This is a genomic window from Streptomyces sp. NPDC002701, from assembly GCF_042889045.1.
Classification (GTDB): domain Bacteria; phylum Actinomycetota; class Actinomycetes; order Streptomycetales; family Streptomycetaceae; genus Streptomyces.
Genome location: NZ_JBIAQL010000005.1, coordinates 271,789 through 296,406, shown reverse-complemented (window position 1 = coordinate 296,406; position 24,618 = coordinate 271,789). Strand labels below are relative to the sequence as shown.

Below are 24,618 nucleotides of genomic sequence, written 5' to 3'. Positions count from 1 at the left end.
TACTTACGAGTCTCAGAGGAAGGCGCCACTCTCAAGTGGCGGCTCTCCTGGGGCATTTGGCACTCACTCGGTGCCATCGACGTAAATCGGGGTAAACGACTTGATAACCGGCATAAAGGGTCTACGAGTTCGCAGAGCTGCCGCAGTGGCCTTCACCACCGGAGCCGTGCTCACGACCGGCGCCCTCAGCACGGCACCCGCACAAGCCCTCGCGGTGCCCACGATCGCCGCCAAGGGCGGCTACGTGATGAACAACGGCACGGGCAAGACGCTCTACACCAAGGCCGCCGACACCCGCCGCTCCACCGGCTCCACGACGAAGATCATGACCGCGAAGGTCGTGCTGGCGCAGCCGAACCTGAACCTGGACGCCAAGGTCACCATCCAGAAGGCGTACAGCGACTACATCGTCTCCAAGAACGCCTCGTCGGCCCGGCTGATCGTCGGCGACAAGGTCACCGTCCGCCAGCTCCTCTACGGTCTGATGCTGCCGTCCGGCTGCGACGCCGCGTACGCGCTCGCCGACAAGTTCGGCTCGGGCTCGACGCGTGCCGCCCGCGTCAAGTCGTTCATCGGCAAGATGAACAAGCAGGCCAAGGACCTCGGCCTCACCAACACGAAGTTCGACTCCTTCGACGGCATCGGCAGCGGCTCGAACTACTCCACGCCGCGCGACCTGACGAAGATGACGAGCAGCGCGCTGAAGAGCGCCAACTTCCGCGCGATCGTGAAGACGAAGAAGTACACGGCGAAGACCGTGACGAAGACCGGCGGCACCCGCACGATGGCGACGTGGGTCAACACCAACGGTCTGCTGAACAGCTACAGCGGCACGATCGGCGTCAAGACCGGCTCCGGCCCCGAGGCCAAGTACTGCCTGGTCTTCGCCGCGACCCGCAACGGGAAGACGGTCGTCGGGACCGTGCTCGCCTCGACGTCCATCACGGCCCGTGAGTCGGACGCGAAGAAGCTCATGACCTACGGCTTCGCCAAGTAGCGGAACCGAAAGGACTGCGCCGTTCCCCGCGCCCCTGAGAAGGGTCGCGGGGAACGGCGCGGTCTTTCAGCTCTCACGCGCCCGCAGCCGGACCGTCAACCCCAGGTGATCAGCCGCTTGGGCTGTTCCAGGACCGCGGCCACGTCCGCCAGGACCTTCGAACCCAGCTCCCCGTCGACCAGCCGGTGGTCGAAGGACAACGCCAGCGTCGTCACCTGACGGGGCTTGACCTTCCCCTTGTGCACCCACGGCTGCGGCTTGATCGACCCGACGGCGAGGATCGCGGACTCACCGGGGTTGAGGATCGGCGTCCCCGTGTCGACGCCGAACACCCCGACGTTGGTGATGGTCACCGTGCCGCCCTGCATGGCCGCCGGCGAGGTCCGGCCCTCGCGGGCGGTACCGACCAGCTCCCCCAGTGCCTCGGCGAGCTGCGGCAGCGTCTTGGCGTGCGCGTCCTTGATGTTCGGGACGATCAGGCCACGGGGCGTGGCCGCAGCGATTCCCAGGTTCACGTAGTGCTTCCGCACGATCTCCTGGTTCGCCTCGTCCCAGGAGGCGTTGACGTCCGGGTTGCGCTTGATGGCCACCAGCAGGGCCTTGCAGACCAGCAGCAGCGGATTGACCCGCAGCCCCTGCATCTCCTTGTCCTGCTTGAGCTCCTCGACCAGCCGCATCGTGCGGGTCACGTCGACCGTGACGAACTCGGTGACGTGCGGCGCGGTGAACGCCGAGCCGACCATCGCCGCCGCGGTCGCCTTGCGGACCCCCTTGACCGGGACACGGGTCTCCCGCACGCCGTCGTACGAGGCGGGCGCGGCCGGAGCGGATGCCGCGGCGGGGACGGCAGCCGGGGCCTCCTGGGGCGCCACGGTGACCGGAGCGGTCACGGGCTCCGCCACGGGGCCCGGGGCCACCGCCGCGTGCACGTCCTCGCGGGTGATGATCCCGTCCGGACCGGACGGCGTGACCGCCGCCAGGTCGACCCCGAGGTCCCTGGCCAGCTTGCGCACCGGCGGCTTGGCCAGCGGACGGGCCGACGGGGCGGCCGGAGCCGCGTGTCCGTTCAGCTCGCCCTGCACCGCCAGGGCCGCCTCCGGCTGCGGGACCGGAGCCCCTCTGCGGGGGCGGCGCTTCGTGGAGGACACCGCGACCCCGTACCCGACCAGGACCGGCTTGCGGCCCTCCGGCTCGGGCTCCTCCGGGGCGCCGGCGGACTCCTGGGCCGGAGCCACGGGCTCCGCCGAGGACGCCGTCGGAGTCGCCGCGACCGGAGCCTGCGCCCCGGCCGGAGGCTGCGCCGCCGCGGGCGCGGCCGGAGCGGATCCGCCCGTCACGTCGACCGCGATGATCACCTGGCCGACGTCCACCGTCGTCCCCTCGGGGAAGCGCAGCTCGTGCACCACCCCGTCGTAGGGGATCGGCAGCTCGACGGCGGCCTTGGCGGTCTCCACCTCGCAGACCACCTGCCCGTCGGTCACCCTGTCACCGGGCTGGACGTACCACTTGAGGATCTCCGCCTCGGTCAGGCCCTCGCCCACGTCGGGCATCTTGAACTCGCGCAGCCCCGAGGCCGTTTCTGTCATCGTCGTCACGACCCTCTCCTCAGTACGCCAGCGAGCGGTCGACGGTGTCGAGCACCCGGTCCAGGCCCGGCAGGTACTCGTCCTCCAGGCGCGCCGGCGGATACGGGGCGTGGTAGCCGCCGACCCGCAGCACCGGTGCCTCCAGGTGGTAGAAGCACCGCTCCGTGATCCGGGCCGCGATCTCCGCGCCCGTCCCCAGGAACACCGGCGCCTCGTGCACCACGACCAGGCGGCGGGTCTTCTCCACCGAGGTCTGGATCGAGTCGAAGTCGATCGGGGACATCGACCGCAGGTCGAGGACCTCCAGGGACTTGCCCTCCTCCTGGGCGGCGGCCGCGGCCTCCTGGCAGACCTTCACCATCGGCCCGTACGCGGCCAGCGTCAGATCGGTGCCCTCGCGGACCACGCGCGCCTTGTGCAGCGGCCCGGGGATCGCCTCGCGGTTCACCTCGGACTTGTCCCAGTAGCGCCGCTTCGGCTCGAAGAAGATCACCGGGTCGTCGCTGTGGATGGCCTGCTGCATCATCCAGTAGGCGTCGCTCGCGTTCGACGGGGAGACCACCTTCAGGCCCGCCACGTGCGCGAAGAGCGCCTCGGGGGACTCGGAGTGGTGCTCCACCGCGCCGATGCCGCCGCCGTAGGGGATGCGGATGACGACGGGGAGCTTGATCTTGCCGAGTGCCCGCGCGTGCATCTTCGCGAGCTGCGTGACGATCTGGTCGTAGGCCGGGAAGACGAACCCGTCGAACTGGATCTCCACGACCGGGCGGTAGCCGCGCAGCGCGAGTCCGATCGCCGTGCCGACGATGCCCGACTCGGCGAGCGGGGTGTCGATGACCCGTTCCTCTCCGAAGTCCTTCTGGAGACCGTCGGTCACCCGGAACACGCCGCCGAGCTTGCCGACGTCCTCACCCATGATCAGGACCTTGGGGTCCGCGTCGAGGGCCGTGCGCAGCGATTCGTTGATCGCCTTGGCCAGTGCCATCTTTTCCGCTGTCATCGCTGGTCGCCCTCCCCTTCATCGGCGAACGACGCCTGGTAGGCGGCGAACTGGGCCCGCTCCTCGTCGACGAGCGCGTGCCCGTCCGCGTACACGTTCTCGAAGATGGCGAAGCGGTCCGGGTCCGGCATGGCACGGACGACTTCGCGCACTCGTCTGCCCAACGCCTCGCTCTCGGCGTCGAGTTCCGCGAAGAATCCCTCGTCCGCGTGGTTTGAGTCCTCCAGGTACGTGCGCAGGCGCAGGATCGGGTCCTTCGCCTCCCACGCCTCGCGCTCCTCGTCGGCCCGGTACTTGGTCGGGTCGTCGGAGGTGGTGTGGGCGCCCATGCGGTACGTGTACGCCTCGACGAGGGTCGGCCCCTCGCCCCGGCGGGCCCGCTCCAGCGCCCACTTCGTGACGGCGAGGCAGGCGAGGACGTCGTTGCCGTCGACGCGGACGCCCGGGAAGCCGTACCCCTGTGCGCGCTGGTAGAGCGGGACGCGGGTCTGTCGCTCGGTGGGCTCGGAGATCGCCCACTGGTTGTTCTGGCAGAAGAACACGACGGGCGCGTTGTAGACCGCGGAGAAGGTGAACGATTCAGCGACGTCGCCCTGGCTGGAGGCACCGTCCCCGAAGTACGCGATCACCGCCGAGTCCGCGCCGTCCTTGGCGACGCCCATGGCGTACCCGGTGGCGTGCAGCGTCTGTGAGCCGATGACGATCGTGTAGAGGTGGAAGTTGTTGCTGTTCGGGTCCCAGCCGCCGTTGTTCACGCCGCGGAACATGCCGAGCAGGTTGGCCGGGTCGACGCCGCGGCACCAGGCGACGCCGTGCTCGCGGTAGGTCGGGAAGACGTAGTCGTCCTCGCGGGTGGCCCGGCCGGAGCCGATCTGGGCGGCCTCCTGGCCGAGCAGCGAGGCCCACAGGCCCAGCTCGCCCTGGCGCTGCAGGGAGGTGGCCTCGGCGTCGAAGCGCCGGGTGAGCACCATGTCCCGGTAGAGCCCCCGCAGCTCTTCGGGGGTGATGTCGGCTACGTACGCGTCATATTCGCCATTCTTGACGCGCTTCCCTTCCGGGGTCAGCAGCTGTACGAGGTCGGGCCGGGCGCCCGGTGGCTTCTTCGCAGCGGTGCGCTTGGCACCGGCGCTGCGTCGCGGCTTGCGCGCGGCAGTGCTCTCCACGGTCACGTGTGCTCCTCCGTCGGTCCGGCCCCCGGGGTTGCCGGGAACTGGGGTTCCCCCGGCTCGTCGAGAACCGGGGGAGCGGCTCGCCTGCTCTCCGTACCCGTGCACGGGGTGGGTGCCCTCGGCCGGGAACAGGCGTGACAGGTGCCCCGGCGAGCGCCCTGCAACAAGCACGTTACCCAGTGCTCCACATTTCTGTGAAACCCCTCCTGACCTGCGTTTTTTATCGGATTTCCAAGTACTTTCCACTTGGGCTTCCCACTACTGCGCCGGAGTCGGAGCAGTCGCTGGTCACAGCACTGGTCACAGCCTTGCAGGGGGCCGGAACACCGGCACGTTATCCCGGCCACCCCGGGGACGGGAAGGGTTCCACTGGCGCGGGCGGAAAGATCGTGTGTGAGACTGACTCCGTGCGCGAAGAAGGAAAAATCACTGTATTTCTTCTCGACGACCATGAAGTAGTCCGCCGGGGAGTGCACGAGCTGCTGTCGATGGAGGACGACATCGAGGTGGTCGGCGAGGCCGGCACGGCGGCCGACGCGCTGGCGCGCATTCCGGCCACCCGCCCCGACGTCGCGGTCCTGGACGTACGGCTGCCGGACGGCAGCGGGGTCGAGGTCTGCCGCGAGATCCGCTCCGCGGACGAGTCGATCAAGTGCCTGATGCTGACCTCCTACGCGGACGACGAGGCCCTCTTCGACGCGATCATGGCGGGCGCCTCGGGCTACGCGCTGAAGGCGATCCGCGGCGACGAACTGCTCGCGGCGATCCGTGACGTCGCGGCGGGCAAGTCGCTGCTCGACCCGGAGGCGACCGCTCGCGTCCTGGAGCGGCTGCGCGACGGAGGCAGCCCGAAGGGCGACTCCAGGCTCGCCAAGCTCACCGACCAGGAGCGCAGGATCCTCGACCTGATCGGTGAGGGGCTCACCAATCGCGTCATCGGCGAGCGGCTGCACCTCGCCGAGAAGACGATCAAGAACTACGTCTCCAGCCTGCTGGCCAAGCTCGGCATGGAGCGGCGCGCGCAGGCGGCCGCCTATGTGGCCCGGATGCAGGCGGGGAGACAGCAGTGAGCTGACGCGGGAGCCGGGAAACGGCACGCGCGCGTGGAGCCCGTTTCCGGGTTCCACGCGCGCGGGAGGCAGTCGTGCGGGGTGCTGCGGCCGTGGCGGCCGGACGGGCTCAGCCCTCCGCGCCGGGATCCCCGTTCGTGCCGCCGTCGTCGCCGGCCGGGGCCGTGTCCGTCGGCTCGTCCGGGGACTCCGTCGGCTCGTCCGGCGTCTCGGAGGGCGTGGGCTCCTTGGTCGTGGGGTCGGCCGAGGGCTTGGTCTCCGAGGGGGTGGGCGAGTACGTCGGCGACGGCTGGTACGACGGCGTGTAGTCCTGGTTGCCGCCCGTGCTCGTGTCCTCGTCCGTCTGCTCGTCCGTCGGCTTCTTCGACGTGTCCTCGCTGGGAGTGCTCTCCTTCTCGCTCTCGGAAGCGGTCGGCGACGTCTTCGTGCCGGGTCCGTCGCCGTCGCCCCCGCCCCCGTTGAGCGCCAGCGCCACACCCGCCGCGATGGCGATCACCGCCAGGACAGCGAGGATCCACAGCTTGCCGCGGCCGCTGCCCCGGTTGCCGTGGCCCTCGAAGCCGCCGTCGTCACCGCCTCCGCCCCGGCCCGGGGGCAGGAGCGGTGCGGGGATCTGGGTGGTGCCCAGGTCACCGGGGTGCGGCAGCCCGGCCGCGCCGGCGAGACCCATGGCCGGGGTGCTCAGGCCCTCGTGCGCGGTGACCGGGCCGGTGTTCCAGGTTCCGGTGTGGCCACCCTGGTCGTACAGCATCTGCAGCCCGTACTGGACCAGTCCGCGCATCTCCTCAGCGGTCTGGAACCGGTCGTCGGGCTCCTTCGCGAGGGAGCGCATGACGAGGCCGTCGAGCTCCGGCGGCGTCGCGTCCGAGACCTCGGACGGCGGCACCGGGATGTCCTGGACGTGCTGGTAGACCACCGACAGCGGGGTCTCGCCGGTGAACGGGGGCCGCAGCGCGAGCAGTTCGTAGAGCAGACAGCCCGTCGCGTACAGGTCGCTGCGGTGGTCGACCGCCTTGCCGAGCGCCTGCTCCGGGGAGAGGTACTGGGGCGTGCCCATGACCATGCCGGTCTGGGTCATCGTCGACTGCGCGCCGTGCAGGGCGCGGGCGATGCCGAAGTCCATCACCTTCACCGCACCGGTGTTGGTGATGATCACGTTCGCGGGCTTGATGTCCCTGTGAACGATGCCGTGCTGGTGTGAATAAGCGAGTGCCTCCAGCACGCCGGAGACGATGATGAGCGCCTGCTCGGGGCCCGGTGCCTCGGCGTTGATCAGAAGGTCCCGGATCGTACGGCCCTCGACGAGCTCCATCACGATGTACGGGACGGTCTGGTGGGCGAACACGTCCTCGCCGGAGTCGTAGACCGCCACCACCGCGTGGTGGTTGAGGCCGGCGACGGACTGGGCCTCGCGCGTGAAGCGGGCCTTCGAGACGGGGTCCTCCGCCAGGTCGGAGCGGAGCAGCTTGACCGCGACGGTCCGCCCCAGGCGGACGTCCTCCGCGGCGAACACCTCGGCCATGCCGCCCCGGCCGAGTCTGTGGGTCAGTCGGTACCGACCGTCCCCGACCAGCCCGCCGTTACCCCACAACTCCGGCGCATCTGACATACCGCCGCCAGTCGCCTCGGGGTCGGACGGGCCCTGAGCGCGCTGCTGCTGTGCCATCGGTCCTCGCCGTCGTTTCTGTCCACACCGGTCGACGTAGTACGCGCGGTGGTTGTTACGGTCTCCGTCGGGCCACGCTACAGCCTCCACGCGAAGCGCCGGTCCGGGATGGACCCGGTCGCCGAACCCGCGGGCGGTCCGCGGGTGCACATTCTGTGTACCGGCGGTACGACACCTGTAACGCTTCCGCGACTCTTCTTTCGCGTACGGTCACGGAACGGGCACCGAGCTTGACGTGTCAGTGCCCTCCGGCAGACTTGGCCGGTAATGACCACAGAGATCACCGGCCGCGGGAGCCACACCAGCAGTTTTCGCCCGCGTGACGGCGCACGGCCGATGGGGGACGCAGAAAGATGAGCCAGGACGGCGCACATGGCCGGTATGTGGGGCGCTCGGTCGCCGGCGGGCGCTACCAGCTGCGCGACTTGCTCGGCGAAGGCGGCATGGCTTCGGTGCATCTCGCGTACGACTCGGTGCTCGACCGGCAGGTCGCGATCAAGACCCTCCACACCGACCTGGGGCGGGAGCAGGCGTTCCGCGAGCGCTTCCGCCGCGAGGCCCAGTCGGTGGCCAAGCTCACGCACACGAACATCGTCTCGGTCTTCGACACCGGCGAGGACGACCTGGACGGGGTGACCACTCCGTACATCGTCATGGAGTACGTCGAGGGCCACCCGCTCGGTTCCGTCCTCGACCAGGACATCGCGCAGCAGGGCGCCATGCCCGCCGACAAGGCCCTGAAGATCACCGCCGACGTGCTGGCCGCGCTGGAGATCAGCCACGAGATGGGGCTGGTCCACCGCGACATCAAGCCGGGCAACGTCATGATGACGAAGCGCGGTGTGGTCAAGGTCATGGACTTCGGCATCGCCCGCGCCATGCAGTCCGGTGTGACCTCGATGACCCAGACCGGCATGGTCGTCGGCACCCCGCAGTACCTCTCCCCCGAGCAGGCCCTCGGCCGCGGCGTCGACGCCCGCTCCGACCTGTACTCCGTCGGCATCATGCTGTTCCAGCTGGTCACCGGGCGGCTCCCGTTCGAGGCGGACTCGCCGCTGGCCATCGCGTACGCGCACGTCCAGGAGACGCCCGTCGCGGCCTCCTCGATCAACCGCTCGCTGCCGCCCGCGATGGACGCGCTGATCGCCCGCGCGCTGAAGAAGAACCCGAACGAACGCTTCGTGAGCGCCGAGTCGATGCGCGACGAGTGCCTGCGCGTGGCCCAGTCCTTCCAGGCCGCTCCCCCGAGCATCGTGCCGGGCGTGCAGACGTCGAGCGGAGCCGGTGTGAGCTCCGCGGTCTTCCCGCCGGTCGACCAGTCGGCGCAGCCGCCCCAGGGGAACGTGCAGACGCCGTACCAGCCCGGGGCCTACGGCCCGCCGACACCGGCGCCCGCACAGCACACGCCCGCTCCGTCGTACGGCTATCCCCAGCAGGGCGGCTACCCGACGCCGGCCCAGACCGCGGCGTACTCCCCGCAGCAGGGCCTGTCGACCCCGCCGCCGTACACGATGTCCCCGCACTCCTCGGGCGGTGCCGGCGGGGGCGGCCGCAAGAGCAACATGCCGGTGATCGTGGGGTCGATCGTCGTCGCGCTCCTCGCCATCGGCGGGCTGATCACCGCGCTCACGCTGGGCGGCGAGGACGACGACAAGAAGCCGTACGACGCCGAGAGCGCCCGTACGTCGGCGTCCGAGGAGGTGTCCGGGCACAAGGGCCCCGACACCACGAAGAAGATCGACAAGACCGAGTGCACGGAGCCGGACGAGTCGTACAACGACGCCGACAAGATCAAGGTCCCGAACTTCAAGTTCAAGAACATCGACTCGGTCAAGGCGTGCTTCCAGGCGGCGGGCTGGCAGTACGAGTCCAAGCCGGTGAACGAGAACGCGTACGGCGAGGGCACGGTCATGACCCAGATCCCCGAGGCGGACTCGGACGTCGACCCCAAGAGCATGCCGAAGATCCAGCTCTACGTGTCGACGGGCGACCCCGCCTGAACCCGGCGCACGTCCGGCCATGAGTCCGGCCGGACGGAAGGGGCCCGGCATCTCTGCCGGGCCCCTTCCGTCCGGCCGCTCGGCCGCTCGCTCCTCGTACGGGTCTACAGGTACGGACCGCCCGTGCGGCCGCCGGCCGCCCGCGGGTCCACCTCGTCCTCGCCGCCGACACCCGGGGGCAGCGCCCGGCGCATCTGCTCCAGCTGGGCCCTGGCCGCCATCTGCTGGGCGAACAGAGTGGTCTGGATCCCGTGGAAGAGGCCCTCCAGCCAGCCGACCAGCTGAGCCTGCGCGATCCGCAGTTCGGCGTCGGAGGGAATGCCCTCGTCCGTGAACGGCAGGGACAGCCGCTCCAGTTCCTCGACGAGATTGGGCGCGAGCCCGTCCTCCAGCTCCTTCACCGAGCTGGCGTGAATCTCCTTGAGCCGTACCCGGCTCGCCTCGTCCAAGGGTGCCGCACGCACCTCCTCGAGCAGCTGCTTGATCATGCTCCCGATGCGCATGACCTTGGCGGGCTGTTCCACCATCTCCGTCACCGGGACCTCACGGGAGTCCTCGTCCCCACCGCCACCGAGAGCCATCCCGTCCTGGCCTACGACCAGAATCTGCGGGTTCTCCGGCGACCTTTCGTTCCTCGGCATCTCCATGCCGCCATTCTCTCGCACTCACACATTTCACCAGCCTGGTGCCCCCTCCGGGGCGTGATCCACCCTGTACGGACCCGTGCTGCGCGTCAGCCGGACGGCGGCGGAGCGGGTGGCGGCCCTGACGGCTGAGCGGTCGGCGGTGTCGGCGCGGCCGCCTCCGCGAGCCGCAGCAGACGGGCCTCGCAGTGGTCCAGCCAGCGGATCTCGGCCTCCGCACGGAAGATCAGATGCTCCAGGACGAGCAGCCGGGCCACCTCGTCCCGGTCTGCGGGGGCCTCCGCGAGCGCCTGCGCCCTGAGCCGGGTGTACGTGTGCATGGCGTCCGACAGATACCGCCGCTGCGCCTCCACGATCACCCGCACATCGGCCCCGGGCGCCCCGACCGCCATGGCCAGCTTGATCACCAGCTCGTCGCGCGGCGGATTCGTGCGCTCCACGGGGCGGACGAACCAGGACCGCAGCTCGGCCCGGCCGTCGTCCGTCAGCGCGTACAGCACGTGTCCCGCGTCGTCCGCACCCTGCTGTACGACCAGGCCGTCCCGTTCCAGCCGGGCGAGCGTCGTGTAGACCTGGCCGATGTTCAGCGGCCGGGTCGAGCCGGTGCGCGCCTCGAACTCGGTGCGCAGCCGCGAGCCGTAGCGGGGGCCGCGCTCCAGGAGAGCCAGCAGACCATGGCGTATCGACATGACCGGTCTGTACCCCGGTACACGCGTCGAGGACCGAGATGCCGGTGCGGGTTCGCCGTGTGAGGCTGAAGCCGCTGATCTTGGATCCCCCATACCGGGAGGGGGTCACCGACGTGACTCCGTGGCTTCGCACCCTTTGCGTGACCGGCCTGCTGCTGCTCGTGCCGGCAGGCCCCGCGCACACGCCCCACGCCGCCGCGTACGAGCCCGTCCCCGCCGAGTCGCGGGCCGGCAGCCGCGCGGGGGAGGGGCGCGAGCGGCCGGGGCGGGAGGCGGCGCCGACGGCCGAGGACAGCTCACCGGCTCACTCGGACAGCCCAGAGAGCCACGAGGCTTCGGTCGCGCCCGAGGCCCCCCGCCGAACGGCTCCGCCGTCCGCACCGCCCGCCCGCCCGGTAGACGCACACGAGGCCGCGGACCGCCCCGTACGCGCCGCGGAACCCGTCCTGAAGGTCCTCCCCCTCGGCACCGGCCTGGTCCTGATCGGCCTGGGCTCGGGCCTGGCATTCCTGGCCCTACGAGTACGCCGAAGCTGAGGCGCCCTTAGGGGCGCGGGGAACTGCGCAACGAGCCCTCACCGGCCCCTCCTGAGGGGCGCGGAGAACTGCGCAACCAGCCCCACCGACCCCTCCTGAGGGGCGCGGGGAACTGCGCAACCAGCCCTCACCGGCCCCTCCTGAGGGGCGCGGGGAACTGCGCAACCAGCCCCACCGACCCGCACCCAAGAACGCACCCCCGGCCCTCGACCCCGGGCCCGGCCGGCGGCCTACGGCGCCGTGAGCAACACCTTCCCCATGTGCCCGCTCTCCTCCAGCACCCGATGCCCCGCAGCCGCCTCACTCATCGGCAGCTCCCGATCGACCACCGGCCGCACATGCCCTCCGGAGACCAACGGCCACACATGCTCCCGTACGGCCGCCACGATCGACGCCTTCTCCCCGGCCGGCCGGGCCCGGAGCGAGGTCGCCGTGACGGCCCCCCGCTTGCCCAGGAGCATCCCGATGTTCAGCTCACCCTTGACGCCGCCCTGCATGCCGATGATCGCGAGACGCCCGTTGACAGCGAGCGCCTGGACGTTGCGATCCAGATACTTCGCGCCCATGTTGTCCAGGATGACGTCGGCCCCCGCCCCGTCGGTGGCCGCCCTGACCTCCTCGACGAAGTCCTGCTCGCGGTAGTTGACCAGCACGTCCGCGCCCAGCTCGGCACAGAAGTCCAGCTTCGCCCGGCTGCCCGCCGTGACGGCCACCTTCGCGCCGACGGCCTTGGCGAGCTGGATCGCCATGGTGCCGATGCCGCTCGATCCGCCGTGCACCAGCAGCGTCTCGCCCGGGCGCAGGTGGGCGATCATGAAGACGTTGGACCAGACCGTGCAGGCCACCTCGGGCAGCGCGGCCGCCTGGACGAGGCCGACGCCCTCGGGCACGGGCAGCAGCTGCCCGGCCGGGACGACCACCTTCTCGGCGTAACCGCCGCCCGAGAGCAGCGCGCACACCTCGTCCCCGACGCTCCACCCCGAGGTGCCGGGGCCGAGCGCGGCGATGCGCCCGGAGCATTCGAGGCCGGGATACGGGGACGCGCCGGGCGGTGGGTCGTAGAAGCCCTGCCGCTGCAGCAGATCGGCACGGTTCACCGCGCTCGCCGCCACCTCGACCAGCACGTCGCCCTCGCCTGGCGCCGGGTCGGGGACCTCGTCCCACACCAACGCCTCGGGCCCACCCGGTTTCGGAATCGTGATCGCTCGCATGCGGGCGAGGCTACTCCCGGCGGCCCGCCGCGCGGGGGTTCAGTCCTGCGGCAGCGGTTTCATGTCCGGCGCGACCTGGGTGTGCGGGCTGACCCGCACGATGGTGATCAGGCGGTCCGTCAGCTGCACCTTCCCGATGGCGGGATCGTCGTAGCCGAGCACCCGGTGCCCTCGTACGACACTCACCACCAGGTCCTCGATCTCGCGGACGCCCTTGCCGACCTCCGCCTTTATGACGGGCCGTTCCACCATGTCGAGACCGCTGCCCTGCTGGATGAGGTCCTCCATGACCATGCCGGCGCTGGGGCTGAGCACGGAGAGCCCAAGGAGCCGGCCGGCCGCGCTGGCGCTGGTGATGACGGCGTCGGCACCGGACTGCTTCAGCAGCGGCGCGTTCTCCTCCTCCCGCACGGCGGCGACGATCTTCGCCTTGCGGTTGAGCTGCCGGGCCGTGAGCGTCACGAGCACGGCGGTGTCGTCGCGCTGGGTCGCGATGATGATCTGCCGGGCGCGCTGTACCTCGGCCCGCAGCAGGACATCGCTGCGGGTGGCGTCGCCGACCACACCCGCGTAGCCGTCCGCCGTCGCCGCGTCGATCACCTTGGAGCTGGGGTCGACGACCACCACCTGCTCCTTCTTCAGGCCCGTCGCGCACACGGTCTGGATCGCCGAGCGGCCCTTCGTGCCGAACCCGATGACAACGGTGTGCTCCCTCAAAGCGGTCCTCCAGCGGTTCAGTCGCCACTCCTCCCGGGTGCGTTCGGTGAGAACCTCGAGAGTGGTGCCGACCAGGATGATCAGGAAGAGCACGCGCAGCGGCGTGATCAAGAAGATGTTGGTGAAGCGGGCGCCGTCGCTGACCGGGGTGATGTCGCCGTATCCGGTGGTGGAGAGGGTGACGGTCGCGTAGTAGAAGGCGTCGAGCAGGTCGACCGGCCCGTCGGAGTTGTCGGTGTAGCCGTCCCGGTCGAGATAGACGATGAACGCCGTGCCGACCAGGACCAGAAGCGCTATGACGACGCGCTTGGTGACCTGGCGCAGCGGGCGTTCCACCCGTTGGCGGGGCAGCTTCACCCGATGGGTGACCAGGCGTTCGCCCGCCTGGCGGGCGATCGCGTCATGGCCCGGAAGTTTCACGTGAAACACACCTCGATCCCGGCCATGGCCCAGGGAAGGTCCAGAATCTCCAGTTCCTGACCCGGCCGCGCGCCGCCCGGTGGGACGACGGCCAGCGCGTCGGCCACGGCGATGCCCCGCAGCATGGCCGGTCCGTTGTAGTGCAGCGGCACGGCCCGGTCCCCGCGCAGCACGACGGGAATCAGCCGGGTGTCGTACGGGTGACCGTGCACGGCGTCCTGGAGGGGCAGCGTGTACGGCTCCGGGGTGGCGCGTCCCGCGAGGGTGCGCAGCAGTGGCTCGGCGAGCGTGAGGAGGCCGGAGACCGCGGCGAGCGGATTGCCCGGCAGCCCGACGAAGTGCTGGTTCTCCTTGAGGCGCGCCAGGAGCATCGGGTGGCCGGGGCGTACCTTGACGCCGTCCACGAGGAGCTCGGCGCCGAGGCGCCGCAGGATGGGGTGGACGTGGTCGACGGGGCCGGCCGCGGTGCCCCCCGTCGTGACGACGAGGTCGGCGTCGGAGTTCCTGAGCGCCCTGCGCAGCGCTTCGGCGTCGTCGCCGAGTCTGCGCACCGCGATGACGTCCGCGCCGAGCGCGCGCAGCCAGGACGGCAGCATCGGGCCCAGCGCGTCCCGGATCAGCCCGTCGTGGGGCAGCCCTCGGGTGAGCAGCTCGTCACCGAGGACCAGGACTTCCGCGCGGGGCCGCGGCAGGGCGGAGACGGCGTCGTACCCGGCGGCGGCGGCGAGCCCGAGGACGGCCGGGGTGACCAGCGTGCCGGTTGGCAGCAGGGGGTCGCCGGAGCGGCACTCCTGGCCGCGGGGGCGGATGTCCTGCCCGTGCGGGACGTCCCGGGTCGCGTGCAGCCGGTCCTTCTCGTCGGTGCGGCCGTGCTCGCTGCGGAGCACGGCGGAGGCGTCCTGCGGGATCCGCGCGCCGGTGGCGATCCGGACCGCCTCGCCGTCGGTGAGCGGCGCGGGAGCGTCGTGACCCGCGAGCACTCCCCGCGCGCGTACGTCCCACGGGCCGGGTCCGGCGACCGCCCAGCCGTCCATCGCGGACGTGTCGAAGGACGGGAGGTCCGTGAGGGCGGTGAGCGGGGCGGCGAGGACGAGGCCAAGCGCGGCGTCCAGGGTGACGGAGACGGGGGTGTCCGGACGGCGTGCGGCCCCTCCGGCGACGGAGCGGGCCCGCTGCCAGGGCGTGGCGGTGTGGTGCTCGGTGGTGGTGTCCTTCCGGTCGCCGTCCTGCGCGGCCGGGGAAGGGACGGAACGGGAGGCTCCGGCGGTTCCGGAGTCGTCGGGCACCTGGGCACCGCCTTCCTTGACCAGGGCGAGGGCCTCCTCGACGTCGAGGTCGACCTCCTCGTACTGCCCGGAGGCGGTCATCCGGCGTCCGGGTTCGCCGGGGCGTCGGCGTCGGACCCGGTTTCCGCGGCCCAGCGCAGCGCCAGTGCCGTCGCCTTGCGGACGGCTTCCGCGACCGCTTCCGGGCCTCCCTCGGCCCGGCCCGCCGCGTAGCCGACGAGGAACGTCGTCAACGGCGCCGCCGGACGGGCCACGCCGTGAGCGGCGTCGCGGGCGAGGTCGAGCAGGAGGCCGGTGTCGACGTCCAGATCGAGGCCCAGTTCGTCCTTGACTGCGGTAATCCATTCATCCAACACGTGCCCATGCTCCCTGATACGTGCCCGGGCGGCGGCGATGTCGTCCCAGGTGTCGCAGTCGAAGGACGCGACGGGGTCGGTGATACGGGTCACAGCGAGCGCGCCGGTGAGCCGTCGCAGCGGCAGCCCGGTCAGTTCGCCGTGCTCGGCACGCAGGGCATCCAGCTCCCGCAGCAGCGCCGGACGGCGGTAGGCGGCCACGAGGGGCTGGTCGCGGCCGTCCCGGTCGGTCAGCAACACGCCCTCACGGCCGGCCTTGTGAAGGGCGGTCAGCAGCCTGCGCACCGTGTCCCGGTCCAGGAAGGGCAGGTCGGCGGAGAGCACCACGACGTGTTCGGCGGTGGTCTGCCGCAGGCCGGCGTCCAGCGCGGCGAGCGGGCCTCCGCCGGGAGGGTCCTCGCGCGCCCACCGTACGGGGTGCGCGGTGGGCCGGGGTTCCGCGACCACCACGGTGGTCACCGCGCCCGAGCAGGCGGCCAGGACCCGGTCGAGCAGCGCGCGGCCGCCCACGTGGACGCCCGGCTTGTCCGCTCCGCCGAGGCGGCGGGCGGCGCCCCCCGCGAGCACGACGGCGTCATGGCCGTCCCCGCCGGGTGCGCCGCGGGAACCGAGCGCACCGGAGGAACCGAGTGCGCTGGGAGGCTCGAACGCGGTCACCCCCCGAGTATGAGTGCCCGGTGGATCATTTCCACCCCCGTGCACAGCATGTGGACGGGGGTGGTGACGGGACCGTACGGATCCTGGCGGTCACAGGGTCCGCAGCAGCACCGCCGGCTGTTCCACGCAGTCCGCCACATACCGGAGGAATCCGCCCGCCGTTCCGCCGTCGCACACCCGGTGGTCGAAGGTGAGCGAGAGCTGTACGACCTGCCGCACCGCCAACTCGCCCTCGTGCACCCAGGGCTTGGGCACGATCCGGCCGACCCCGAGCATGGCCGCCTCGGGGTGGTTGATGATCGGTGTGGAGCCGTCGACGCCGAACACCCCGTAGTTGTTCAGCGTGAAGGTCCCGCCGGTGAGGTCCGCCGGGGTGAGCGTGCCGGTCCGGGCCGCCTCGGTGAGCCGGGCGAACTCCGCGCTCAGCGACTCCGTGTCCCGGGTGTGCGCGCCCTTCACCACCGGCACGACGAGTCCGCGCTCGGTCTGCGCGGCGAAGCCGAGGTGCACCTCGTCGAGCCGTACGACCTCGCGGGCGTCCGCGTCGACCGTCGAGTTGAGCTCGGGGAACCGCGCCAGTGCGGAGGTGCAGATCCGGGCGAGGAGCGCGAGGAGGGAGATCTTCGGCCCGCCGGCCTCGTTCATCCAGCGGCGCGCCCGCGTCAGTTCCGTCGCGTCGGCGTCCACCCAGCAGGTCGCGTCGGGGATCTCGCGCCGGCTCCTGGAGAGCTTGTCGGCGACGGCTCCCCGGACGCCCTTGAGGGGGACACGGGTGCCGGACGCACGGGCGGGCGCCGTGGTGGCCGGTGCGGGCGCACCGGTCGGGCTCTGCGGTGGCCGCACGGCGGACGGGGCGGACTGGGCGGACGCACCGGTCCGCAGCGCGTGCTCCACGTCCGCGCGCGTGATCAGGCCGTCGGGTCCGGAGCCCGCCAGCTGTCGCAGGTCGAGTCCGTTCTCCCGGGCCAGTCGGCGCACGAGCGGGGAGATCACCGGTACGGGCCCGTCGGCCCGGCGGCCGGAGCCGTCCCCGTCCACGGGCGGCGGCTCCTCCCGTACGGGACGCCGGACGGGGGTGGCGGGGCCGGCGGGCGGCGCCGCGGCCGTCCGGTCCACGGGGGAGGGCGTGCCGGGTGACCGGTGGCCCGCAGCCGCACCAGGCGCGGGCGGCCGTACCCGGCGGCGACGGGCCGCGGGCGCCTGTGTGCCGTACCCCACGAGCACATTGCCGGAGCCCTCGTCCTCGCCGCCGGACGTCCGGGTGCCGGAGACCGCGGCGCCCAGGGTCGCGGCGCCCGGGACCGCGGCGCCGGCGTCCGGTGCCGTGGAGGACGGTGCTCCGACCGCCACCGTGAGCAGGGGGGAGCCCACGGGCAGTTCGGTGCCCTCGTCGCCGTAGCGGGCCGTGACCACGCCGCCGTACGGGCAGGGGACCTCGACCATCGCCTTGGCCGTCTCGACCTCGACGACGGGCTGGTCGACGGCGACGACGTCACCGACCTGGACGAGCCAGCGGACGATCTCGGCCTCGGTGAGCCCCTCGCCGAGGTCGGGCAGCCTGAATTCGCGACTGAACATGTCGGAGGCACGGGTCATCGGCTCTGCGCCTCCCACTGCAGGCGCGCCACCGCGTCCAGGACACGGTCGACGCCGGGCAGGTGGTGCCGCTCCAGCATCGGCGGCGGATACGGGATGTCGAAGCCGGCCACGCGCAGCACCGGTGCCTCCAGATGGTGGAAGCACCGCTCGGTGACACGCGCGGCGATCTCCCCGCCGGGTCCGCCGAAGCCGCCCGACTCGTGCACCACGACGGCCCGGCCGGTGCGCCGCACGGACGCGCAGACCGTCTCGTCGTCGAAGGGCACCAGGGAGCGCAGGTCGACGACCTCCAGGTCCCAGCCCTCGGCCCGGGCCGCGTCCGCGGCCTCCAGGCACACGGGCACGGACGGCCCGTACGTGATGAGCGTGGCGCTGCGGCCCGGGCGGCGGACCACCGCCCGGCCGATCGGCTCCACGGCCTGCGGCTCGTCCGGGTTCCAGGAGTCCTTCGACCAGTACAGGCGCTTGGGCTCCAGGAAGACGACCGGGTCGTCCGAGGCGATGGCCGCGCGCAGCAGACCGTACGCGTCGGGGACCGTCGCCGGGGTGACGACGTGCAGCCCCGGGGTCGCCATGTAGTACGCCTCGGAGGAGTCGCTGTGGTGCTCGACACCGCCGATGCCGCCGCCGTAGGGCACGCGCACGGTGATCGGCAGCGGCATCGCCCCGCGCGTGCGGTTGCGCATCTTCGCCACGTGCGAGATCAGCTGCTCGAAGGCGGGGTACGCGAAGGCGTCGAACTGCATCTCCACGACCGGCCTGAGCCCGTACATGGCCATGCCGACCGCCGTGCCGAGGATGCCCGCCTCGGCCAGCGGTGTGTCCGTGACCCGGTCCTCGCCGAACTCCTTCGCGAGTCCGTCGGTGATCCGGAAGACGCCGCCGAGGGCGCCCACGTCCTCGCCCATGACGTGGACGGCCGGGTCGTCGGCCATCGCGTCGCGCAGGGCGCGTCCGAGGGCCTGGGCCATGGTGGCCGGCTTCACCGCGACGGTGGTCATCGCGCGTTTCCTTCCGGCTCGTACGCGTCGTCGTCCTCGTGCCGGCCCGCCTCGGCGTCCAGCTCGGCCCGCAGCTGCGCCTCCTGCTCCAGGAGGTGCGTGGTGGGCTGTGCGTAGACGTGCGCGAACAGGTCCATGGGGTCGAGCACCGGGTCCTGGTTCATGCGCTCGCGCAGGTCCGCGGCCATCGCCTCGGCGTCCTCGCGCACGGCGCGCACGGTGGCCTCGTCGAGCAGTCCGCGCTCGGTGAGTTCCTGTTCCAGGAGGGCGATCGGGTCGTGCGCACGCCAGGCGTCGACCTCCGCGTCGTCGCGGTAGCGCTTGTCGTCGTCGGCGTTCGTGTGGGCCTCCATGCGGTACGTCACCGCCTCCAAGAGCGTGGGACCGCCACCCGCGCGCGCGTGGGCGATCGCCTCGGCGAGGACCTCGTGCACGGCGACGACGTCGTTCCCGTCGACCAGCCGGCCCGGCATCCCGTACCCGACGGCCTTGTGGGCCAGGGAGGGGGCGGCGGTCTGCTTGGCGAGCGGGACGGAGATCGCGAAGCCGTTGTTCTGGACCAGGAAGACCACCGGGGCCCGCCAGACGGCGGCGAAGTTGAGCGCCTCGTGGAAGTCGCCCTCGCTGGTGCCGCCGTCACCGACGAGCGCGAGCGCGACCACGTCGTCCCCCTTGAGGCGGGCGGCGTGCGCGAGGCCCACGGCGTGCGGGAGCTGGGTCGCGAGCGGCGTGCACAGGGGGGCGACGCGGTGCTCGCGGGGGTCGTAGCCCGTGTGCCAGTCGCCCCGCAGGAGGGTCAGCGCCTGGACGGGGTCGAGGCCGCGGGCGACGGCGGCGAGCGTGTCCCGGTAGCTCGGGAAGAGCCAGTCGCGCTCCTCCAGGGCGAGCGCCGCGGCGACCTCGCAGGCTTCCTGACCGGTGGACGAGGGGTAGACGGCGAGGCGGCCCTGCTTGGTGAGGGCGGTGGCCTGCGTGTTGTAACGGCGGCCGCGCACCAGTTCCGCGTACAGCCTGCGCAGCAGGTCCGGGTCCGTCCGTTCGGCCGCCCGGGTGCCGAGGACGCGGTGGGGCAGCGCGTCGGGCAGCAGCGGCGCGGGGTCGGTGCGGGGCTGCCAGGCGGGCGGCGGCGTCGGCCGGTAGGCGTCTCGCTGCTCCATGACCGTCATGTCGGCACCTCCTCGTGGGAGTCGCTTGGAGAGGCGCGCCGTGAGTGACGCGTCTCACCTACCGATTGTTCGGTCGTCGGCACATTTTGGCTACAGGCACCTCCAGCCTGTGGACAAACGGTTCTGCACAGCCTGAGATGGACGCAGTACGTCCATGGTAGGGAAGCGGGAGGACATGGCACCTGAACAAATGGCCGAGGGCCCGGACCCCCGGTCGGCCCTGCCGCCGCCGCGTCCGCTCGACTCGATCGACCAGGACATCCTGCAGATGCTCCAGTCGGACGGCCGTGCCTCGATACGGTCCGTGGCCGAGCGCGTGCACGTGTCCCGTGCCAATGCCTACGCGCGGATCAACCGCCTCGTCGAGGACGGCGTCATCCGCGGTTTCGGTGCCCGGGTCGACCACGAGCGCGCGGGACACGGCACCTCGGCGTACATCACCCTCAAGATCGTGCAGAACACCTGGCGCACGGTGCGCGAGCAGCTCAGGGTGCTCCCGGGGGCGTCCCACATCGCGCTGGTGGGCGGCGACTTCGACGTCCTGCTCCTGGTGCACACACCGGACAACCGTGCCCTGCGCGAGCTGGTGCTCACGCGTCTGCAGGCCATCCCGGAGGTGCTCAGCACCCGCACGCTGCTGGTGTTCGAGGAGGAGGACCTGGAGCCGCAGGGATGACCGGGGCCCTTCGGGCCCCTTCTCCCCGTGCGGCCCGGAGCTCCGGACTCAGCTCTCCTTCCGCAGGCCCCCGAAGACCATCAGCACCACCGCGTCGGCGACCTCGCGTGCGCCCATGCCCCGCCCGTCCGGGCGGTACCACTCGACCAACGAGTTGATCATCCCGAAGACCAGCCGGGTGGCCAGCCTGAACTCCACGTCGTCGCGTACGTCCCCGTCGGCGGCCGCGGCCTTCAGGAGCGCGGCCACCTCGTGGTCGAAGTCCCGGCGCCGGTCCAGGGCCCAGCGCTCCGTGTCGGTGTTGCCGCGCACGCGCAGCAGCAGGGTCACGTAGGGCAGTTCGGCGGTGAGGACCTCGACCATGCGCCGCGTCACGTACTCCAGGCGCTCCACGGCACGCCCCTCGCGCGCGTGCTCCTCGTCGAGGATCCCGAAGAGTCCGTCGAGGGCCCGGCTGACGGCCCGGCGCAGCAGCTCCTCCTTGCCCGTGACGTGGTGGTATATCGACGACTTGGAGATGCCCGCCGCCTTGGAGAGGTGCTCCATGGAGGTGCCGTCGTAGCCGCGCTCGTTGAAGACCCGCACGGCCACGGACAGCAGCGTCTCCGGCGTGTAGGTGTCGCGCTTGGCGGTGGTCATGGGGTGCCCTCACGCTTCTCGGAGGCGTACGCGTGGCGGTAGAGCGCGAGGGACGGCGCGTAACGCCCCGACGGATCGCGCATGTGCAGGTCGTCCAGGACGTCGTAGGCCCAGCTCCGGCCGAGCCTGCGGCTCCACTCGAAGGGGCCCAGGGGGTAGTTGACGCCCTGGCGCATCGCCGTGTCGATGTCCTCCTCGGTGGCCACTCCCTTGGCGACGGCGTCGTGCGCCAGGTCGATGATGCGGGCCACCGTGCGGGCGACGATCAGGCCGGGCACGTCCCCGATCACGCTGACGTCCTTGCCGAGCGCCTGGAAGAGCCCGGTGGCCTCGGCGAGGGTCTGCGTCTGGGTGTCCTGCGAGTGGGACAGGGCGATCCGGGTCGCCCTGCGGTAGTCGAGCGCCAGGTCGAAGTAGACGACGTCACGGAACTCGACGGCCGTCTGGCCGTCCGCGAGGGCCAGTTGACCGCCGCCCGGCAGCACCAGGCGCGTGCCGTGGTCCTCCTCGTCCTCGCGGACCTGGATGCCCGCCTCGCGGATCAGCGCGAGCAGCTCGGAGGCGGGGCCCAGATCGCCCTCGGCGACGACGTACGCGGGCGGCGGGACCCGCTCCGCGGTGTGCGGCTCGGGACGCTCGCCGCCGTCCCCGTGGTCGTACCAGCCGTGCCCGGTCTTGCGGCCGAGCCGCCCCGACTCGACCAGCCGGCGCTGGGCCAGCGAGGGCGTGAACCGCACGTCCTGGAAGAAGGACTCCCACACGGAGCGCGTGACGGACTCGTTGACGTCCTGGCCGATGAGGTCGGTCAGTTCGAAGGCGCCCATCCGGAAGCCGCCCGACTCCCGCAGGACCGCGTCGATCGTCGCGGGATCGGCGGCCTGCGCCTCGTAGACCGCGAATGCCTCGGCGTAGAAGGGCCGCGCGATGCGGTTGACGATGAAGCCCGGGGTGTCGGCGCAGGCGACCGGGGTCTTCCCCCAGGCGCGGGCCAGCTCGTACGCGCGCGTGGCCGACGTGACGTCGGTCGCGAACCCGGAGACGACCTCCACGAGGGGCAGCAGCGGCGCGGGGTTGAAGAAGTGCAGCCCGACGAACCGGCCCGGGTTGCGCAGGGCGCCGCCGATCGCGGTCACCGACAGGGAAGAGGTGTTGGTGGCGAGCAGGCAGTCGTCCGCGACGACGTCCTCCAGCTCGCGCACCAGCTGCTGTTTGACGTCCAGTCGCTCCAGGACGGCTTCGAGGACCAGTCCCGAGTCGGCGAGTTCGGCGAGGCTCTCCGCGGGACGCAGCCGGGCGCGGGCGGCATCGCGCTCGGCGCCGGTCAGCCGGTCCTTCTCGACGAGCCGGTCGAGGCGGGCGCCGATCGCTTCGGCCGCCGCCCTGGCGCGGCCCGGCGCGGTGTCGTACAGCCGCACGGGGTGGCCGGCGACGAGCGCCACCTGGGCGATGCCCTGGCCCATGGTGCCGGTGCCGACGACGGCCACGGGGCCGGCGAGGTCGAGTGCTGTCATGCTCGCGATCCTCCCGCACGGGGTTTTCCACAGGTTCAGCGGACCCCCTTGTCCCGACCGATCGTTCGGTTACTCTAACTCTGTCCGGCTGTTTCTGCCCAGGTCATGAGCTCGACGAAGAGTTCTTGAAACGAGGAGATGGTTCCGCATGGCCGCCGCCGCACTGACCGCGCACGAGCTCGTCGCCAAGCACCGGCCCACCCTCGACCAGGCGCTGGAAGCGATGCGCACGCGCGCGTACTGGTCGCCGCATCCCGAGCACCCGAAGGCGTACGGGGAGAGCGGCAGCCTGGGCATGGCCGAGGGCAGGGCCGCCTTCGACGCGCTCCTCGGCAGCCGCCTCGACCTCGGCCAGCCCGGCACCGACGACTGGGTGGGCGGCGAGGTCTCGCCGTACGGGATCGAGCTGGGCGTCACGTACCCGCACGCGGACATCGACGTGCTGCTGCCCGCCATGCGTCTGGGGCAGCGCGCGTGGCGGGACGCGGGCGCGGAGGCGCGCGCGGTGGTGTGTCTGGAGATCCTCAAGCGGATCAGCGACCGCACGCACGAGTTCGCGCACGCGGTCATGCACACCAGCGGCCAGGCTTTCATGATGGCGTTCCAGGCCGGCGGCCCGCACGCCCAGGACCGCGGCCTCGAAGCGGTGGCGTACGCGTACGTGGAGCAGGTCCGCACCCCCGACACGGCCGAGTGGACGAAGCCCCAGGGCAAGCGCGACCCGCTCGCGCTGACCAAGCAGTTCACGCCGGTGCCGCGCGGTGTCGCGCTGCTCATCGGCTGCAACACCTTCCCGACGTGGAACGGCTATCCGGGCCTGTTCGCCTCCCTCGCCACGGGCAATGCGGTGCTGGTGAAACCCCACCCGCGCGCGGTGCTGCCGCTCGCCCTCACCGTGCAGGTGGCCCGCGAGGTGCTCGCCGAAGCGGGCTTCGACCCGAACCTGGTGGCGCTGGCCGCCGAGCGGCCCGGCGAGGGCATCGCCAAGACCCTGGCAACCCGCCCCGAGATCCGGATCATCGACTACACCGGCTCGACGGAGTTCGGCGACTGGCTGGAGGCCAACGCCCGCCAGGCGCAGGTCTACACGGAGAAGGCCGGCGTCAACACGGTGATCGTGGAGTCGACGGACGACTACAAGGGGATGCTCTCCAACCTCGCCTTCTCCCTCTCCCTCTACAGCGGCCAGATGTGCACGACCCCGCAGAACTTCCTCGTCCCGCGCGCCGGCATCCGCACGGAGGAGGGCCCCAAGTCGTACGACGACGTGGTCGCCGACCTCGCCGGGGCGGTCGACGGGCTCCTCGGGGACGACACCCGGGCGAACGCCCTGCTGGGCGCGATCGTGAACCCGGACGTGAAGGCCCGCGTCGAGGCCGCGGCCGGTCTGGGCGAGGTCGCCCTCGCCTCCCGGGAGATCGCCAACCCGGAGTTCCCGGACGCGGTGGTCCGCACCCCGGTGATCGTGAAGCTCGACGGCGGCAAGCCGGACGACCAGGCCGCCTACATGAGCGAGTGCTTCGGCCCGGTCTCCTTCGCCGTCGCGGTCGACTCGGCGGCCGACGCGGTGGAACTGCTGCGCCGGACCGTCCGCGAGAAGGGCGCGATGACCGTCGGCGCCTACACGACGTCGGAGGACGTCGAGGAAGCCGTCCGGGAAGCCTGCCTGGACGAGGCGGCCCAGCTCTCCCTGAACCTGACGGGCGGCGTGTACGTCAACCAGACGGCCGCCTTCTCCGACTTCCACGGCTCAGGCGGCAACCCGGCGGCCAACGCGGCCCTGTGCGACGGAGCCTTCGTCTCCAACCGCTTCAGGGTGGTGGAAATCCGCAGCGAGTCATAACCCCTGCAAGAGGCGCGAGGAACGGCGCGCCCAGCCCCCACGGACCCGCACCCGAACACGCACGCCCTCAGGGACGCGAGGAACGGCGCGCCGAGCCCCAACGCACCCGCAGCCAAACGCGCCCTCAGGGGCGCGGGGAACTGCGCGACCAGCCACCACGGACCCGCACCCGAACACGC

At 71.7% G+C, this 24,618-nt stretch carries 21 protein-coding genes; 6 read left to right on the top strand and 15 right to left on the bottom strand.

Annotated elements, in window-relative coordinates; all coding sequences use genetic code 11:
* Window positions 1–100 precede the first annotated feature (100 nt).
* Window positions 101–997, top strand: coding sequence for a D-alanyl-D-alanine carboxypeptidase family protein (locus ACFYXC_RS17120; RefSeq protein WP_388917586.1), 897 nt, complete (start codon window positions 101–103; stop codon window positions 995–997).
* Between the two features lie 95 nt (window positions 998–1,092).
* Here ACFYXC_RS17120 and ACFYXC_RS17115 read toward each other — a convergent pair whose 3' ends face one another.
* From ACFYXC_RS17115 to pdhA (ACFYXC_RS17105), 3 genes are read right to left on the bottom strand one after another with little or no spacing between them, the layout of a single operon-like run.
* Entirely contained in the window at window positions 1,093–2,592 is a 1,500-nt protein-coding gene (locus ACFYXC_RS17115) for a dihydrolipoamide acetyltransferase family protein (RefSeq protein WP_389552155.1), read from the bottom strand.
* Window positions 2,593–2,602: 10 nt separating this feature from the next.
* Window positions 2,603–3,583 (bottom strand): alpha-ketoacid dehydrogenase subunit beta, encoded by a 981-nt coding sequence (locus ACFYXC_RS17110; RefSeq protein WP_389552152.1) that lies wholly within the window; start codon window positions 3,581–3,583, stop codon window positions 2,603–2,605.
* Entirely contained in the window at window positions 3,580–4,752 is a 1,173-nt protein-coding gene (pdhA, locus tag ACFYXC_RS17105) for a pyruvate dehydrogenase (acetyl-transferring) E1 component subunit alpha (RefSeq protein ID WP_388917577.1), read from the bottom strand. Before pdhA (ACFYXC_RS17105) ends, ACFYXC_RS17110 begins: the two co-directional genes overlap by 4 nt.
* 407 nt (window positions 4,753–5,159) lie before the next feature.
* Between pdhA (ACFYXC_RS17105) and ACFYXC_RS17100 the strand changes: the two genes are divergently transcribed.
* Window positions 5,160–5,822: a response regulator gene (locus ACFYXC_RS17100; protein WP_388917574.1), complete on the top strand. Its 663-nt coding sequence runs from the start codon at window positions 5,160–5,162 to the stop codon at window positions 5,820–5,822.
* A gap of 109 nt (window positions 5,823–5,931) precedes the next feature.
* On the opposite strand, the gene ACFYXC_RS17095 is transcribed toward ACFYXC_RS17100, so the two are convergent.
* Window positions 5,932–7,488: a protein kinase gene (locus tag ACFYXC_RS17095; RefSeq protein ID WP_389552147.1), complete on the bottom strand. Its 1,557-nt coding sequence runs from the start codon at window positions 7,486–7,488 to the stop codon at window positions 5,932–5,934.
* 353 nt (window positions 7,489–7,841) lie between these two features.
* On the opposite strand from ACFYXC_RS17095, the gene ACFYXC_RS17090 reads away from it, so the two are divergent.
* A complete protein-coding gene (locus tag ACFYXC_RS17090) occupies window positions 7,842–9,488 on the top strand; it encodes a protein kinase (protein ID WP_388917568.1) in 1,647 nt (548 codons plus the stop codon).
* Between the two features lie 104 nt (window positions 9,489–9,592).
* Here ACFYXC_RS17090 and ACFYXC_RS17085 read toward each other — a convergent pair whose 3' ends face one another.
* Window positions 9,593–10,135, bottom strand: coding sequence for a bacterial proteasome activator family protein (locus ACFYXC_RS17085; RefSeq protein WP_388917565.1), 543 nt, complete (start codon window positions 10,133–10,135; stop codon window positions 9,593–9,595).
* Window positions 10,136–10,221: 86 nt separating this feature from the next.
* Window positions 10,222–10,821 carry a PadR family transcriptional regulator gene (locus tag ACFYXC_RS17080; protein ID WP_389552142.1) on the bottom strand — a complete coding sequence of 200 codons (600 nt, stop codon included), beginning with the start codon at window positions 10,819–10,821 and terminating at the stop codon, window positions 10,222–10,224.
* A 113-nt stretch (window positions 10,822–10,934) separates the two neighbouring features.
* On the opposite strand from ACFYXC_RS17080, the gene ACFYXC_RS17075 reads away from it, so the two are divergent.
* A complete protein-coding gene (locus ACFYXC_RS17075) occupies window positions 10,935–11,357 on the top strand; it encodes a hypothetical protein (protein ID WP_389552140.1) in 423 nt (140 codons plus the stop codon).
* 230 nt (window positions 11,358–11,587) lie between these two features.
* Here the strand turns inward: ACFYXC_RS17075 and ACFYXC_RS17070 are convergent, their stop codons facing one another.
* The 7 genes from ACFYXC_RS17070 to pdhA (ACFYXC_RS17040) form a co-directional block, all read right to left on the bottom strand.
* Window positions 11,588–12,568, bottom strand: a complete 981-nt coding sequence (locus ACFYXC_RS17070) for an NAD(P)H-quinone oxidoreductase (protein ID WP_389552137.1) — start codon at window positions 12,566–12,568, stop codon at window positions 11,588–11,590.
* 39 nt (window positions 12,569–12,607) lie between these two features.
* Complete coding sequence (locus tag ACFYXC_RS17065; protein ID WP_388917553.1) at window positions 12,608–13,714, bottom strand: potassium channel family protein; 1,107 nt, start codon at window positions 13,712–13,714, stop codon at window positions 12,608–12,610.
* A complete protein-coding gene (locus ACFYXC_RS17060) occupies window positions 13,702–15,072 on the bottom strand; it encodes a molybdopterin molybdotransferase MoeA (RefSeq protein WP_389552134.1) in 1,371 nt (456 codons plus the stop codon). The genes ACFYXC_RS17065 and ACFYXC_RS17060 overlap by 13 nt, the downstream gene beginning before the upstream one ends.
* Window positions 15,069–16,004: an NTP transferase domain-containing protein gene (locus tag ACFYXC_RS17055; RefSeq protein WP_389552131.1), complete on the bottom strand. Its 936-nt coding sequence runs from the start codon at window positions 16,002–16,004 to the stop codon at window positions 15,069–15,071. The genes ACFYXC_RS17060 and ACFYXC_RS17055 overlap by 4 nt, the downstream gene beginning before the upstream one ends.
* 90 nt (window positions 16,005–16,094) lie before the next feature.
* Window positions 16,095–17,600: a dihydrolipoamide acetyltransferase family protein gene (locus ACFYXC_RS17050; RefSeq protein WP_389552128.1), complete on the bottom strand. Its 1,506-nt coding sequence runs from the start codon at window positions 17,598–17,600 to the stop codon at window positions 16,095–16,097.
* Window positions 17,597–18,604, bottom strand: a complete 1,008-nt coding sequence (locus ACFYXC_RS17045; RefSeq protein WP_389552125.1) for an alpha-ketoacid dehydrogenase subunit beta — start codon at window positions 18,602–18,604, stop codon at window positions 17,597–17,599. Before ACFYXC_RS17045 ends, ACFYXC_RS17050 begins: the two co-directional genes overlap by 4 nt.
* A complete protein-coding gene (gene pdhA, locus ACFYXC_RS17040) occupies window positions 18,601–19,770 on the bottom strand; it encodes a pyruvate dehydrogenase (acetyl-transferring) E1 component subunit alpha (RefSeq protein WP_389552122.1) in 1,170 nt (389 codons plus the stop codon). The genes ACFYXC_RS17045 and pdhA (ACFYXC_RS17040) overlap by 4 nt, the downstream gene beginning before the upstream one ends.
* 190 nt (window positions 19,771–19,960) lie before the next feature.
* Between pdhA (ACFYXC_RS17040) and ACFYXC_RS17035 the strand changes: the two genes are divergently transcribed.
* Window positions 19,961–20,446: an Lrp/AsnC family transcriptional regulator gene (locus ACFYXC_RS17035; RefSeq protein WP_388917965.1), complete on the top strand. Its 486-nt coding sequence runs from the start codon at window positions 19,961–19,963 to the stop codon at window positions 20,444–20,446.
* A gap of 48 nt (window positions 20,447–20,494) precedes the next feature.
* Here the strand turns inward: ACFYXC_RS17035 and ACFYXC_RS17030 are convergent, their stop codons facing one another.
* Both ACFYXC_RS17030 and ACFYXC_RS17025 read right to left on the bottom strand, forming a co-directional pair.
* Entirely contained in the window at window positions 20,495–21,085 is a 591-nt protein-coding gene (locus ACFYXC_RS17030) for a TetR/AcrR family transcriptional regulator (protein WP_388917534.1), read from the bottom strand.
* Window positions 21,082–22,596 (bottom strand): 3-hydroxyacyl-CoA dehydrogenase, encoded by a 1,515-nt coding sequence (locus ACFYXC_RS17025; protein ID WP_389552119.1) that lies wholly within the window; start codon window positions 22,594–22,596, stop codon window positions 21,082–21,084. The genes ACFYXC_RS17030 and ACFYXC_RS17025 overlap by 4 nt, the downstream gene beginning before the upstream one ends.
* 148 nt (window positions 22,597–22,744) lie before the next feature.
* On the opposite strand from ACFYXC_RS17025, the gene paaN reads away from it, so the two are divergent.
* Window positions 22,745–24,439, top strand: coding sequence for a phenylacetic acid degradation protein PaaN (gene paaN, locus ACFYXC_RS17020; protein WP_388917528.1), 1,695 nt, complete (start codon window positions 22,745–22,747; stop codon window positions 24,437–24,439).
* Window positions 24,440–24,618 lie beyond the last annotated feature (179 nt).

Excerpts from the sequence above, each read along its gene's own strand:
- ACFYXC_RS17110 (WP_389552152.1), bottom strand. The coding sequence starts at position 3,583 with ATGACAGCGGAAAAGATGGCACTGGCCAAGGCGATCAACGAATCGCTG.
- ACFYXC_RS17095 (WP_389552147.1), bottom strand. The coding sequence starts at position 7,488 with ATGGCACAGCAGCAGCGCGCTCAGGGCCCGTCCGACCCCGAGGCGACT.
- ACFYXC_RS17090 (WP_388917568.1), top strand. The coding sequence starts at position 7,842 with ATGAGCCAGGACGGCGCACATGGCCGGTATGTGGGGCGCTCGGTCGCC.
- ACFYXC_RS17085 (WP_388917565.1), bottom strand. The coding sequence starts at position 10,135 with ATGGAGATGCCGAGGAACGAAAGGTCGCCGGAGAACCCGCAGATTCTG.
- ACFYXC_RS17080 (WP_389552142.1), bottom strand. The coding sequence starts at position 10,821 with ATGTCGATACGCCATGGTCTGCTGGCTCTCCTGGAGCGCGGCCCCCGC.
- ACFYXC_RS17070 (WP_389552137.1), bottom strand. The coding sequence starts at position 12,568 with ATGCGAGCGATCACGATTCCGAAACCGGGTGGGCCCGAGGCGTTGGTG.
- ACFYXC_RS17060 (WP_389552134.1), bottom strand. The coding sequence starts at position 15,072 with ATGACCGCCTCCGGGCAGTACGAGGAGGTCGACCTCGACGTCGAGGAG.
- ACFYXC_RS17050 (WP_389552128.1), bottom strand. The coding sequence starts at position 17,600 with ATGACCCGTGCCTCCGACATGTTCAGTCGCGAATTCAGGCTGCCCGAC.
- ACFYXC_RS17045 (WP_389552125.1), bottom strand. The coding sequence starts at position 18,604 with ATGACCACCGTCGCGGTGAAGCCGGCCACCATGGCCCAGGCCCTCGGA.
- pdhA (WP_389552122.1), bottom strand. The coding sequence starts at position 19,770 with ATGACGGTCATGGAGCAGCGAGACGCCTACCGGCCGACGCCGCCGCCC.
- ACFYXC_RS17035 (WP_388917965.1), top strand. The coding sequence starts at position 19,961 with ATGGCCGAGGGCCCGGACCCCCGGTCGGCCCTGCCGCCGCCGCGTCCG.
- ACFYXC_RS17030 (WP_388917534.1), bottom strand. The coding sequence starts at position 21,085 with ATGACCACCGCCAAGCGCGACACCTACACGCCGGAGACGCTGCTGTCC.
- ACFYXC_RS17025 (WP_389552119.1), bottom strand. The coding sequence starts at position 22,596 with ATGACAGCACTCGACCTCGCCGGCCCCGTGGCCGTCGTCGGCACCGGC.
- paaN (WP_388917528.1), top strand. The coding sequence starts at position 22,745 with ATGGCCGCCGCCGCACTGACCGCGCACGAGCTCGTCGCCAAGCACCGG.